This is a genomic window from Longispora urticae, assembly GCF_053902585.1.
Map to the genome: position 1 here is coordinate 86,954 of NZ_JAQZSH010000003.1, position 11,514 is coordinate 98,467.

Below are 11,514 nucleotides of genomic sequence, written 5' to 3' on the forward strand. Positions count from 1 at the left end.
CGACGCGGAGCACTTGTCCCACAGGTTCGAGAAGTGCTCACGGTCCGTGCTGGACAGGACGCTGGCGGGATCCCACATGGCTGCCGTCGTCGTCGGATCTAGGCGTCGGCCCGGCGGTGGCGGAGGAACTCGGCCACCTCCGGCGGGGCCTCGTCCTGCCCGCTCTCACCGGGCCGCAGGAAGTCGAAGAGGAGCACGGTCCGTGGCGCATCGGAGCGGTTCCAGGCCTCGTGGTTGACCGTGTCATCGAAGATCAGCACCTCGCCGGGTACCCATGACCGCGTCGCCGTTCCGACCCGGATTCCGCAGTCCTCGGGGACGACGAGCCCGAGGTGCGCCCGGTACACGGTGGTCACCCAGCCCTCGTGCGGCTTGATGTGCGTGCCGGGGGCGAGTCGGGAGAACCCGGCGGTGGTCAGGCCCGGGACCTGCTCCAGGGCCGCCGCGGTGCGCGGGCACGTCGCGAGCGCCGGTTCGATGCGTTCGCCGAACGCGACCAGGCCGTACACGGACCAGCCGTCGCCGTACATCTCGCGCTGCACCCACGGATCGAACGAGTCCTCGGGCAGGGCCAGGTACTCGTCGCGCACGTCGGCCCAGGCGGACCTCAGCGTGTCCACGAACGGGAAGGCGGCGGGATCGAGGAACATGCGTCGCAGTCTAGGCCGACAGCCCGTTCGGCTCAGCCCCCGGAAGGGACGCGCCAGTCTGCGGAAGGGGCGCGCCGGTCCCGGAAGGACGCGCCAGCCCGCGGCAGGAACCCGGAACGGACGCGAGCCAGCCCGGGAGGTCGGAACCCCCCGGGCTGCGGACGTGCGGAAGAGCTATCGGGCCGCGATGGCCGCGAGCTGCTCCTTGACCTGGACGATCGACGGGTTGGTCATCGCCGTACCATCCGAGAAGCGAATTGTCGGAACCGTCTGGTTACCGCCGTTGACGCTCATCACGAACTCGGCGTCGTTCGGCGACTCCTCGATGTCGATCACCTGGTAGGTGATGCCCTCCCGGTCGAACTGCGACTTGAGTCGCCGGCAGTAGCCGCACCATGTGGTGGAGTACATCGTCAGCATCTGTTCAAACCTCCTGAGGGCGCACGCTATCTGGGTCAACATCCCGACGGTGGGATTCAGTCTCCGTTGTGGCGACCGACACGCGACAGAGCAAGATGAAAGAATCGGTGACCGTGGACGACGTACTGGCGGGACTGGACGACGAGCAGCGCGCGGCGGTGACCGCCCCGGCCGGCCCGTTGTGCATCCTGGCGGGCGCGGGCACGGGGAAGACCCGGGCCATCACGCACCGGATCGCGCACCGGGTGCGGTCGGGCCAGGTGCAGCCGCAGCAGGTGCTGGCGGTCACGTTCACGGCGCGGGCGGCGGCGGAGTTGCGGGCCCGGTTGGGGCTGCTCGGTGCCGGGGGTGTGTCGGCGCGCACGTTCCACGCGGCGGCCCTGCGGCAGTTGCGGTATTTCGCCCCGAGAATCTTCCACGGCCGGGCGATGCCCGAGCTGGTGGACTCCAAGGCCCGGCTGATCACCCTCGCGGCGGCGAAGACGGGGCACCGGGGCGAGCGCACGCTGGCCCGGGACCTGGCCGGTGAGATCGAGTGGGCCAAGTCCTCCCTGGTGGAGCCCGGGGACTATCCGGAGGTGGCGACGAGGGCCGGTCGGGAGCTGCCGTTGGCGGCGGACCAGGTCGCGGCCGTGTTCGCGGAGTACGAGCGGGCGAAGCGGGCCGCCGGCATGATCGACTTCGAGGACGTGCTCCGGTCGGCCGTGTGGGCCATGGAGGAGCACCAGGATGTGGCGGAGCAGATCCGCTCGCAGTACCGGCACTTCGTGGTGGACGAGTACCAGGACGTGAACCCGGTGCAGCAGAAGCTGCTGGAGACCTGGCTCGCGGGGCGCGACGACCTGACCGTGGTCGGGGACGCGAGCCAGACGATCTACTCGTTCACCGGGGCCACCTCGGGTTACCTGGTCGACTTCCCCCGCACGCACAAGGACGCGACCGTGGTCCGGCTGTTCCGGGACTACCGGTCGACACCCCAGGTCGTGGCCCTGGCCAACACGGTGATCAGCCAGGCGCGCGGCGCGGAGGCCCGGCTCCGGCTGGAGCTGGTCGGCCAGCGCCCCGCCGGCCCCGAGCCCGAGGTGCGCGACTTCTCCGACGAGCCGGCCGAGGCAGCGGCGGTGGCGGCCCGGTGCGCGGCCCTGATCGACGCGGGCACACCGCCGAGCGAGATAGCGGTGCTCTACAGGATCAACGCCCAATCAGAGGTGTACGAGGGCGCCCTCGCCGACGCCGCCGTCCCCTACGTTCTCCAGGGCTCCGAGCGCTTCTTCGAACGGGGCGAGATCCGCCAGGCGATGGTGGCCCTGCGCGTCGCGACCCGCACGGCCGACCCGTCCGCCCCGCTGGTGCCGACGGTCGCGGAGGCGCTGGACGCGGTGGGCTGGCGGTCGGAGAACCCACCAGCGGGCGGCGCGGCCCGGGAGAAGTGGGAGGCGCTGGCGGCCCTGGTCGGCCTCGCGGAGGAGTTCGCGGCGTCCCGGGCCGGCGACACGAGCCTGTCGGCCTTCACCGAGGAGCTCGACCGCCGCGCCGCCGCCCAGCACGCCCCGACCGTCGAGGGCGTCACCCTGGCCTCCCTGCACTCCGCCAAGGGCCTGGAGTGGGACGCGGTGTTCCTGGTCGGGCTGGCCGACGGCACCCTGCCCACGGTGTACGCGAAGACACCCGAGGCCCTGGAGGAGGAGCGCCGGCTGCTCTACGTGGGCATCACCCGGGCGCGGGAGTGGCTGTGGCTGTCCTGGGCGGCGGCCCGCGCGGCGGGCGGGCGGCAGTCGCGCCGACCGAGCAGGTTCCTTCCGACGGGTACCCCCAGGGCCGGCACCCAGACCCCGGCGGCCCCCCGCAGGCGCGACCGGGCGGCCGTGCGTTCCGTGTCCTGCCGGGTCTGCGGCGTGACCCTGATGGACGCGATGGAACGCAAGCTGGGCCGCTGCGCCACCTGCCCCTCGGAGATGGACGAGGAGCTGCTGGAGCGCCTCCAGGACTGGCGGGCGCAGGTGGCCCGCGCGGCCAAGGTCCCCGCGTACGTGGTGTTCACCGACGCGACCCTGACCGCGATCGCCGAGCAGCTCCCGTCCGGCGAACCGCAGCTGGTGTCCATCGCGGGGATCGGCCCCCGCAAGCTCAACCTGTACGGCGAGGCGGTTTTGGCCCTGGTGGCCGGCAAGTCCGTTGCCGACGTACTGCCCGAAGGGGCGGCGGGCTGAGTGCGCTCGGCGGCCTCGACGGGGCCCCGCGCCGGGCTCCGGTCGCGTACCCTGAGGTGTGCCGTTTCCGCCCGCCAGCCGTAGTCGCGTGCTGACACAAAGTTCCTGGATAACGGCACCGTAAATTAGGTTGCGGCGTTTGCTACGCGAGGCATAGCCTTCAGGCACCACACCAGAGGAATCTGGCTGCGGTGACCATGTCCGGATCGGGAGTTAGTCGGGAGGTGTTGACAGTGGAGATCATCGAGATGACGACGGCGGAGCTGTCGATGCTGGCCGGCCACACCCGTGGCGGCTCCCTGCTCGCCTCGCGACAGGGTGCTGGATTCGACTTCGGTGTCGGTGTGCGCGTCGTGCGTCCGCTGGGTTGCAACAGCGAGATGAGCGGCAGAGCTCACGACCGGAGCGGTGCTCAGAGCCTCCTGGTCCAGGAAGTCGAGTTCGTCAACCCCGGTGCGTCGATTGTGACCACCGAGACCATGACGACCGAGACCGCCGAGTTGATCAAGACCTCTGTGTCCGCCGTCGCGGCCATGGCGCGGGAGACCGCTGTCTGGGCGCAGGCTGGCGAGCCGCAGCTTGCTGTCGAGTCGAGCAAGGGCAAGTCGCACAAGAGCAATGGGCCGATCCTGGCCTCTGCTCAGGTCCAGACCGCGCTGATCGCTGGCGTGCTGGCCGATGGTCCGTCGACCGCTGTCAAGCGGCCGGGGGCGTACGTGGGCGGGACCCCGCCTCGAGGGAGAGAAACCTGGTAACCACCAGGCGACGGCTCACCTCGAGGCCGCGGAACCCGATAACCGGGATCCGCGGCCTTATTCGTTGCTCCAAACAGGGGCAGCGCCGTAGTGGAACGAGACAGGAAGAGGTGAACCGGGCATGAGCCTGGCGTTGGTCCCCGTGGAACGGGCCATCGACACCGACCGTGACGACCTGCCGTGTCGGCGCAACAACCCGGACCTGTGGTTCGCGGAAGCGCCGGCTGAGCTGGAGAACGCCAAGACCCTGTGTGGTGCCTGCCCGGTTCGGGTGGAGTGCCTCGCGGGCGCGCTGGAGCGGCAGGAGCCGTGGGGCGTGTGGGGTGGCGAGATCTTCGAGCGCGGCACCGTAGTACCGCGGAAGCGGCCCCGGGGCCGTCCGCGTAAGGAAGACCTCGCCCGGGACGCGCAGCTCCGCGCGGCCTGAGCACCACCGAGTACTACCCATACTTTTCAGAGATCAAGGAAATCCGATGAACTTCGAATTCAACCAGCTGAACCATCTTCAGTACGAAGCGATGAGCCGGGCGCGAATGCCCAAGGCTGCGCCGGGTCGCCAGGGGGCGTCCCGTGCAGCCCGTCGCATCGCTCTGTGGGTCGCGCGTCGTAACGACGCCAAGTAGGACCCAGTACTAAGAACGGGGACCCCCTAGTACACAACGCGCCCGCTCCGGCCACTGGCCGGGGCGGGCGCTTCGCGTTCACGGATTGTTACGGTGCGGCGGTCGTCAACGGGGACTCAGGCGGCGTAACGTCGGCGATGGTTACCGTGCGTCGTCGGGGGAGGGGTCATGGACGAGACTGTCTACTGTGCGCTGTGCGACCGGGAGGCCGAGGAACCGCCGCTGGACGGCTGGGCCCTGCAGCTCGGCCCGGCCGGCAGGCTGTGGCTGTGCGGGTTCTGCGCCCGGGCGAACCTCCTCACGATCGAGGAGGGCACTACTCGTCGGCGAAACCGGGTAGCCACCGGGTGAGGACCGAGCGGTAGGGCGCTTTCGCCTCCAGCTGACAGAGCACCCCGATCGAGCCGAGCGTGACCCGGTGGATCAGCAGGTACGACGGGGGCAGGTTCATCTGCTTGCCCAGCGCGTACGCGGGGGACTTCGGGTTCGCGATCCGGGTCGCCTCGGAGCGCAGCCATGCCCGGGAGAACTGGAACTCGTCCTCGGCGATCGGCGCGAGCATCGGCAGCACGTACTCCAGGACGGCCTCGGCGTCGACGTCGACGCTGGGCTTGACGAACCCCTCGCCGCGCAGGCCGGCCAGCACCGCTTCCGCCTCGCCGGCCAGCGCGAGCCGGGTGAGCCGGCCGAGCGGTTCGGGGTGGCCCTCGGGCAGCCGGGCGCAGGCGCCGAAGTCGAGGACGCCGAGCCGGCCGTCGTCGAGGAGCCGGAAGTTGCCCGGGTGCGGGTCGGCGTGCAGGAGGCCGGCGCGGGTGGGGCCGGAGAAGTGCAGGGTGGACATGCGCAGGCCGGCGAGGTCGCGCTGCTCCTGCGTACCCCCCGAAATGATCTTCGACAGCGGGGTGCCCGCCATCCATTCGGTGACGATCACGCGGGGCCCGGCGGCGACGACCTCGGGCACGTAGATCTCCGGGTCGTCCCGGTACGCGTCGGCGAACGTGCGCTGGTAGCTCGCCTCCAGCTCATAGTCGAGCTCCTCGACGACCCGCTCGCGCAGCTCCGTGACCAGGGGCTTCACGTCGAGGCCCGGCTGGAGGATGCGGAACAGGGCGGAGAACCGGGCGAGCTGGTTGAGGTCGGCGACCAGGGCGTCGCCCGCGCCGGGGTACTGCACCTTGACGGCCACGTCCCGGCCGTCGCCCCACACGGCGCGGTGCACCTGGCCGATGCTCGCGGCGGCGGTCGGCGTGTCGTCGAACTCCTGGAACTGACTGCGCCAGTCCGCGCCGAGCTCCTTGGCCAGCACCTTGTGGACCGTGGCGGCGGGCAGCGGCGGGGCGGCCTCCTGGAGCTTGGTGAGCGCCTCCCGGTACGGCCCGGCGAGGGCCTCGGGCAGGGCCGCCTCGAACACGCTCAGGGCCTGGCCGAGCTTCATCGCCCCGCCCTTGAGCTGCCCCAACACACTGAACAGCTGTTCGGCGGTGCGCTGTTGGATCTCTTCGTTGATGACCTCGGAGGCAATGCCGGTCACCCGCTTGCCGAAGCCGAGGGCGGCCCGTCCGGCAAAGCCGAGGGGCAGCGAGGCGAGTTTCGCGGTGCGGGAGAGTGCGCGGCGCGGGATGTCGGTCACCCGCCCATTGTCCCCGCCCGGGAGGCGTTCTGCCGCCCGGGCCACCGTCGGGAACAGTCGCAGTCCGGATCGCGCCGCCAGTGCTGCCGTCGGGAGGACCCGTCCGGGGCCCATTCGACCGTGGTGTCCAGGGTCTCGGGGTCCCCGCCGTCGAGCTGGGCGAGGGCCTGGACGGTCGCGTGACCGACCGCGAGCAGGGCCAGGCCGGCCTCGCACGGCTCCGCGCGGGCCGGGTCGGTGGCGAGCTGGGCGGCGAGGAGGGGCCAGCGCGGGTCGCGGGCGGTGCGGTAGCCGTCCAGGCAGCTCAGGCAGGCGGTGTGCCCCGGCCGGATCAGCGGGCCGACCGCGATGTGGCCGTCACGGACTGTGACGAGTAGGTGCGGGGTGCGCTGCCGGGCGTGGCCGAGGGCGACCAGCCGGGCGGGGCGGTCCAGGTGGCCGACGTGGATCACGAGGCTGGGCGCGCCGGGGCCGATCCGGGCGTGCGGCGCCGCGCGGCGGATCGCGTCGGCGGCGGCCAGGGCGCGGCTCCGGCCGCTGTGTCCGGGTGCCAGGCCGCCGGGCAGGGCGTCGGAGCGCTCCGCCAGGCCGGTCAGGCCGGTGCGGACCGTGCCGACCCCGGAACAGGCCAGAGCCGACGCTAGGGGTACGCCGAGGCGGTCGGAGCCCACGACCGCCACCGTGGCCGCCCACCGCCGGCGCAGGACGTCGGCGGGATCCGTTCGCACCGCGAGCGCCCGGGCCTCGGTCAGCAGGCCGGCGCGGGCCCGTTCGGGGAGCCCGGCGGGCAGCAGGCCGTCCCGGAGCAGCCCGGCGGCGGCGAGGGTGTCGAGGAGGGCGGGCAGCGCGTCGGCGGGCAGGCCGAGCCGTTTCGCCGCGTGCGCCAGCTGGGTGCGCGTGCGGGTGCCGTCGAACAGGTCGAGGAGCCGGGTCAGGCGGGGGTCGCCGAGGTCGAGGAGCACCGCGTGCGCGGGGTCGACGCCGAGCTGGACGCTGCCCAGGTCGCGCCGGAGCCGGCGGAGGGCGAGGAGTGGTCGCATGCCCTCAGGCTGACCGGGGTCGTGCGGCGGGCCGCCCGGTTGTCCACAGGGGCGCGCTCGTCCGCCGGGTTATCCACAGGGAAACCCGGGTTATCCACAGCTTTTTCGGTGCGGGTGTCCGGTTACGGACCAAGGGGCGGCCGGGTAGGCCGCCCCTCCAGTGCCTTAGGCCGCGGGGGCCTTGCCCAGGATGCGGTTCATCTTGGTTCCGCACACCGGACAGGTGCCCTTCGCCATGTTCATCCCGGTCTTCGAAACCTCGACGGTGCCGTCGAAGTCCCGCTTCTCCTTGCACTTCACGCAGTAGCCGTTGTACTGAGCCACGGCGACCCCTCCTTGATGCTCATCCCGGCCGCGGGTCGCGACCACCGGTTCGGCGGACAGTACCCACCCCGAACGGGTGAAGCGTCAGCGCCACGTCGACACTGTGAGGAAGTCGACCCCGTGAGTCTGCCCTGATGGGGGGCATCTGCCGGCCCGGTTGACCCGCAACACGCCGAGTATGTCTGAAGTATGACACTTTATGGCGCTCAGAATGCATCTGTTGAGGGCCGACTTGACAATTTCATCGTGAAGGGCTTGGAGACCGGCCCGGGACCGGTTAGCGTGCCCTAGTGGCACCCCAGAGGCCAGACGTCGAGGTACGGCGCAGTGATCGCCGCCGACGTACGGTGTCCGCCTACCAGGACGGCGACCGGGTTGTGGTGCTCATCCCCAACCAGTTCAGCCGCGCCGAGGAGCGCGAGTGGGTCGACCGGATGCTCGACCGGATCGCCGCCCGGGGCCAGCGCCGCCGCCGCAGCGACACCGACCTGTACGAGCGGGCCCTGCAACTCGCCCGGCGGTTCCTCCCCGAGCTGAAGAACCCGCCGGAGACCGTGCGCTGGGTCGGCAACCAGAACACCCGTTGGGGCTCGTGCACCCCCGCCGAGCGCAGCATCCGACTGTCCGACCGGCTGCGCGGCATGCCCGAGTGGGTCATCGACTACGTCCTGCTGCACGAGCTGAGCCACCTGATGGTCTCCGGGCACGGGCCCGCGTTCTGGGCGCTCGTCGGGCGGTACCCGAAGGCCGAGCGCGCCCAGGGCTATCTCGAAGGGGTCGCGGCGGCCGCCGGACTCGACCTGACCGAAGATGAGACGTGACCACCCGCTGCGTGATCGTCCTGCTCACCCCGCCCGTCTGGGCACCGCCCGGCGTCGACCCCGGCAAGTGGCGCGCCGCGCTCGCCGAGGACATGGTCGACCTGGTGGCCGGCCTGGCCGAGACCGACGCCGCCGTGGCCGCGCCGCCGGACGCCGTCGACCTGGTCGAGGCCGTGCGCTGGCCGACCATGAAGGTGTACCCGGCGACCAGCCCGCTGCAGGCCCTCGCCGCGGCGGCCGGCGACGGCTACGACCTCGCAGCCGTCCTCGCCCCGGACGTGCCCGACCTGCCGGCCATGCTCGTCGGCAAGCTGCTGAGGCCGCTGAGCAGCAGGGACCTGGCGGTCGCCCCGGCGGTCGGCGGCGGCCTGTACGGCATCGCGGCCCGGCTCGCCGGGGGCGTCCCCGACCTGGACTGGGCCTCGGAACCGCCCCCGGACGCGGCGGTGACGACCCCGTGGCACCGGCTGGACTCGCCGGCCGGGTTCGGGCGGCTCGACGAGGCCCTCGAAGGCTGGGACGCGACCAGGGCGCTGTTGTCCTAGGCCCGGCCGGGCCGCCGACGGGATCCGACCGGGTCGCCGTCGGGCCCGACCGGGTCGGGCTTCCGCGCCCGATCGGCTCGGGCTCACGCGCCCGGCCGGGAGGGCCTCCGGTGCGCGGGGACTCGTACCCGTCTAGTCGTCGTTCTTCGGGGGTTCCTCCGTGAACAGGTCACTGATGTCGGTGAAGTCGCCGAGCGTCCGGTTCGCGAAGGCCGTCGGGTCGGTGAAGTCCTCGTCGGTGGGCAGCAGGTCCGGGTGCTCCCAGACGCTGTCGCGACCCTCGACCCCGCGCACCTCGCCCACGGCCGCCCACAGCGCGGCGGCCTCCCGCAGCCGCCGGGGCCGCAGCTGCAGGCCGACCAGGGTCGCGAACGTCTGCTCGGCGGGCCCACCCGCGGCGCGCCGGCGCCGGAACGCCTCGCCCAGCCGGTCGGCGTCCGGCAGTCGGCCCGCGCAGGCCTTGTCCACCACGTGGCACACCCAGCCCTCGATCAGGGCCAGGATCGTCTCCAGGCGGCGCAGGGCGGCCTGCTGCTCGGGGTTGTCGTCGGCGGAGGAGAACATCCCCTCGAACGACACCTCCTGCATCGACTCCGGGTTCGTCGGGTCGATCCGGCCGACGACGTCCTCCACGGCGTCCCGGTCGATGGAGATGCCCCGCGCGTACGCCTCGACGGCGGACAGCACGTGGGACCGCAGCCAGGGCACGTGGCCGAAGAGCCGCTGGTGCGCGGCCTCGCGGAGCGCCACGTACAACCGGATCTCGTCGGCGCTGACGTCCATGCCGTCCGCGTACGCCGCGATGTTGGCCGGCACCAGGGCCGCGACCCCGGCCGGGCCGAGCGGCAGCCCGATGTCCCCGGCGGAGAGCACCTCGGCGGCGAGCTTGGCCAGCGCCGCGCCGAGCTGCTGGCCGAACATGGCCCCGCCCAGCGAACCGATCATCGCGCTCATCGGGCCGAGCTGGCCGCGCAGCTCCTCGGGGATCAGGTCCCCGAGCGCGGACACCATCCGGGCGGCCAGCGGGTCGCACAGCGGCTTCCACACGTCGAGCGTGTTGTACAGCCACTCGTTGCGGCTCCACGCCACCGCGCTGGTCGAACCGGACGGCATGGCCGACTCCGGGTCCAGCCAGTGGTCGGCGAGCCGCAGCGACTCGGCCACCGCGTCCTTCTCGGCCTGGGTGGGCTGGGGGTCCTCGCCGAGTTCCTGCACGGCCAGCTGGCGGGCCAGGTCCCAGTTCACCGGGCCGGCGCCGGGCTGGGCGCTCAGGATCTGCTGCAGCTGGGCCATGATCTGGCGCATCTGAGGATCGTTCGGGTCGGGCATGCCACCACCGGGCAGTCCGAAGCCGAACGGAGGGTTATCGCTCATAGTTGCTCTCCGTCCCGATCACGCTTTCAAAGGTACGCGATACGCTCTCGTACCATGAGGCGTCGGGGAGTGACCGTACTGATCGGCATCGTGCTGGTGGGCATCCTCACCGGTGCCCTGCTCTGGGTGAAGGTGCCGTACGTCGCACTGGGCCCGGGCCCCACCGTGAACACCCTCGGCCAGTACAAGGACGCGACGATCATCACGATCGAGGGCCGCGACTCCTACCAGCCCAAGGGTCAGCTCCGGCTGGTCACGGTCTCGGTGAGCCCCGAGATCAGCCTGCTGGACGCCGTCTACTACTGGTTCGACACCGACACCGCCGTCGTACCCCGGGAACTGGTCTACCCGCCCGACAAGAGCCAGAAGCAGGTCGACAACGAGAACGCCCAGCAGTTCCAGCGCTCGCAGTCCAGCGCCGAGACCGCCGCGCTCCGCAAGCTCGGCTACGAGGTGAAGATCTCTATCAAGGAGGTCACCGCCGGCAAGCCCGCCGACGGCAAACTCAAGCCGGGCGACATCGTCACCACCGTCGACGGCACCACCATTTCCGGCGTTCCCGACATCTCTGCTCTGATCAAGGCCAAGCCGGTCGGAACGACCTTCGTCTTCGAGTACACCCGGGACGGGGTCAAGGGCAGCGTGCCGATCGCGTCGGCGGCCAACGAGAAGGGCGAACCGGCGATCGGCGTCAGCCTGGAGCCGATCCAGCCGCACCCGTTCAAGATCGACGTGAAGCTCGGCGACATCGGCGGCCCGTCCGCCGGCCTGATGTTCACCCTCGGCATCCTCGCCAAGCTGGACGCCACCGACCTGACCGGCGGCATCGTCATCGCCGGCACCGGAACCATGGACGACAACGGCAATGTCGGCCCGATCGGCGGCATCGCGCAGAAGCTCGTCGGCGCGAAGCGGGACGGCGCGAAGTTCTTCCTCACCCCCGCCGACAACTGCGCGGAGGCCGTCAAGAACGCCGTTCCGGGCCTGCCCCTCGCCAAGGTGAAGACGCTCGACGACGCGCTGGCCGCCCTCACCGCGATCCGCGAACACCGCGAGCCGGTCCTGTGCGACGGCAGCGGAGGTAAGTAGCCCGTAGTCTGGTCCCCAAGCTCACGAGACTTG

General features: G+C 71.5%; 14 protein-coding genes. 8 read left to right on the plus strand and 6 right to left on the minus strand.

The features are described from left to right. Positions 1–98: 98 nt before the first annotated feature. On the minus strand, positions 99–650 hold the full coding sequence (locus tag PT931_RS02020) for an aspartyl/asparaginyl beta-hydroxylase domain-containing protein (RefSeq protein WP_456243989.1): 552 nt from the start codon (positions 648–650) through the stop codon (positions 99–101). Positions 651–824: 174 nt separating this feature from the next. Beyond that, the gene (locus PT931_RS02025) at positions 825–1,070 is read right to left on the minus strand and encodes a mycoredoxin (RefSeq protein WP_363730126.1); all 246 of its coding nucleotides are present in this window, start codon (positions 1,068–1,070) and stop codon (positions 825–827) included. A 95-nt stretch (positions 1,071–1,165) separates the two neighbouring features. Between PT931_RS02025 and PT931_RS02030 the strand changes: the two genes are divergently transcribed. From PT931_RS02030 to PT931_RS02050, 5 genes are all read left to right on the plus strand, one after another. Further along, complete coding sequence (locus tag PT931_RS02030; RefSeq protein WP_456243990.1) at positions 1,166–3,280, plus strand: ATP-dependent DNA helicase UvrD2; 2,115 nt, start codon at positions 1,166–1,168, stop codon at positions 3,278–3,280. A gap of 233 nt (positions 3,281–3,513) precedes the next feature. Continuing rightward, positions 3,514–4,035, plus strand: coding sequence for a hypothetical protein (locus tag PT931_RS02035; RefSeq protein ID WP_456243991.1), 522 nt, complete (start codon positions 3,514–3,516; stop codon positions 4,033–4,035). A 121-nt stretch (positions 4,036–4,156) separates the two neighbouring features. Next, positions 4,157–4,462, plus strand: a complete 306-nt coding sequence (locus PT931_RS02040) for a WhiB family transcriptional regulator (protein WP_197005485.1) — start codon at positions 4,157–4,159, stop codon at positions 4,460–4,462. 46 nt (positions 4,463–4,508) lie between these two features. Beyond that, positions 4,509–4,658, plus strand: a complete 150-nt coding sequence (locus tag PT931_RS02045) for a hypothetical protein (protein WP_363730121.1) — start codon at positions 4,509–4,511, stop codon at positions 4,656–4,658. Positions 4,659–4,826: 168 nt separating this feature from the next. Next, a complete protein-coding gene (locus PT931_RS02050) occupies positions 4,827–5,009 on the plus strand; it encodes a hypothetical protein (protein ID WP_456243992.1) in 183 nt (60 codons plus the stop codon). Here the strand turns inward: PT931_RS02050 and PT931_RS02055 are convergent. From PT931_RS02055 to PT931_RS02065, 3 genes are all read right to left on the minus strand, one after another. Beyond that, positions 4,975–6,288 carry an ABC1 kinase family protein gene (locus PT931_RS02055; protein ID WP_456243993.1) on the minus strand — a complete coding sequence of 438 codons (1,314 nt, stop codon included), beginning with the start codon at positions 6,286–6,288 and terminating at the stop codon, positions 4,975–4,977. The genes PT931_RS02050 and PT931_RS02055 overlap by 35 nt on opposite strands. Beyond that, positions 6,285–7,328: a TOMM precursor leader peptide-binding protein gene (locus PT931_RS02060; protein WP_456243994.1), complete on the minus strand. Its 1,044-nt coding sequence runs from the start codon at positions 7,326–7,328 to the stop codon at positions 6,285–6,287. Before PT931_RS02060 ends, PT931_RS02055 begins: the two co-directional genes overlap by 4 nt. A gap of 165 nt (positions 7,329–7,493) precedes the next feature. Then, positions 7,494–7,652, minus strand: coding sequence for a DUF5679 domain-containing protein (locus PT931_RS02065; RefSeq protein ID WP_363730111.1), 159 nt, complete (start codon positions 7,650–7,652; stop codon positions 7,494–7,496). Between the two features lie 347 nt (positions 7,653–7,999). Between PT931_RS02065 and PT931_RS02070 the strand changes: the two genes are divergently transcribed. After that, positions 8,000–8,473 (plus strand): M48 metallopeptidase family protein, encoded by a 474-nt coding sequence (locus PT931_RS02070; protein ID WP_456243995.1) that lies wholly within the window; start codon positions 8,000–8,002, stop codon positions 8,471–8,473. Continuing rightward, positions 8,470–9,018, plus strand: coding sequence for a hypothetical protein (locus PT931_RS02075; protein ID WP_456243996.1), 549 nt, complete (start codon positions 8,470–8,472; stop codon positions 9,016–9,018). Before PT931_RS02070 ends, PT931_RS02075 begins: the two co-directional genes overlap by 4 nt. 132 nt (positions 9,019–9,150) lie before the next feature. On the opposite strand, the gene PT931_RS02080 is transcribed toward PT931_RS02075, so the two are convergent. Further along, positions 9,151–10,392 carry a zinc-dependent metalloprotease gene (locus PT931_RS02080; RefSeq protein WP_456243997.1) on the minus strand — a complete coding sequence of 414 codons (1,242 nt, stop codon included), beginning with the start codon at positions 10,390–10,392 and terminating at the stop codon, positions 9,151–9,153. A gap of 54 nt (positions 10,393–10,446) precedes the next feature. On the opposite strand from PT931_RS02080, the gene PT931_RS02085 reads away from it, so the two are divergent. Continuing rightward, on the plus strand, positions 10,447–11,481 hold the full coding sequence (locus PT931_RS02085; RefSeq protein WP_456243998.1) for a YlbL family protein: 1,035 nt from the start codon (positions 10,447–10,449) through the stop codon (positions 11,479–11,481). Positions 11,482–11,514: the final 33 nt, after the last annotated feature.

What these genes read in the sequence shown, in the direction of transcription:
- PT931_RS02020 (WP_456243989.1), bottom strand. Translation starts at nt 650, where the DNA reads ATGTTCCTCGATCCCGCCGCCTTCCCGTTCGTGGACACGCTGAGGTCC.
- PT931_RS02025 (WP_363730126.1), bottom strand. Translation starts at nt 1,070, where the DNA reads ATGCTGACGATGTACTCCACCACATGGTGCGGCTACTGCCGGCGACTC.
- PT931_RS02030 (WP_456243990.1), top strand. Translation starts at nt 1,166, where the DNA reads ATGAAAGAATCGGTGACCGTGGACGACGTACTGGCGGGACTGGACGAC.
- PT931_RS02040 (WP_197005485.1), top strand. Translation starts at nt 4,157, where the DNA reads ATGAGCCTGGCGTTGGTCCCCGTGGAACGGGCCATCGACACCGACCGT.
- PT931_RS02045 (WP_363730121.1), top strand. Translation starts at nt 4,509, where the DNA reads ATGAACTTCGAATTCAACCAGCTGAACCATCTTCAGTACGAAGCGATG.
- PT931_RS02050 (WP_456243992.1), top strand. Translation starts at nt 4,827, where the DNA reads ATGGACGAGACTGTCTACTGTGCGCTGTGCGACCGGGAGGCCGAGGAA.
- PT931_RS02060 (WP_456243994.1), bottom strand. Translation starts at nt 7,328, where the DNA reads ATGCGACCACTCCTCGCCCTCCGCCGGCTCCGGCGCGACCTGGGCAGC.
- PT931_RS02080 (WP_456243997.1), bottom strand. Translation starts at nt 10,392, where the DNA reads ATGAGCGATAACCCTCCGTTCGGCTTCGGACTGCCCGGTGGTGGCATG.
- PT931_RS02085 (WP_456243998.1), top strand. Translation starts at nt 10,447, where the DNA reads ATGAGGCGTCGGGGAGTGACCGTACTGATCGGCATCGTGCTGGTGGGC.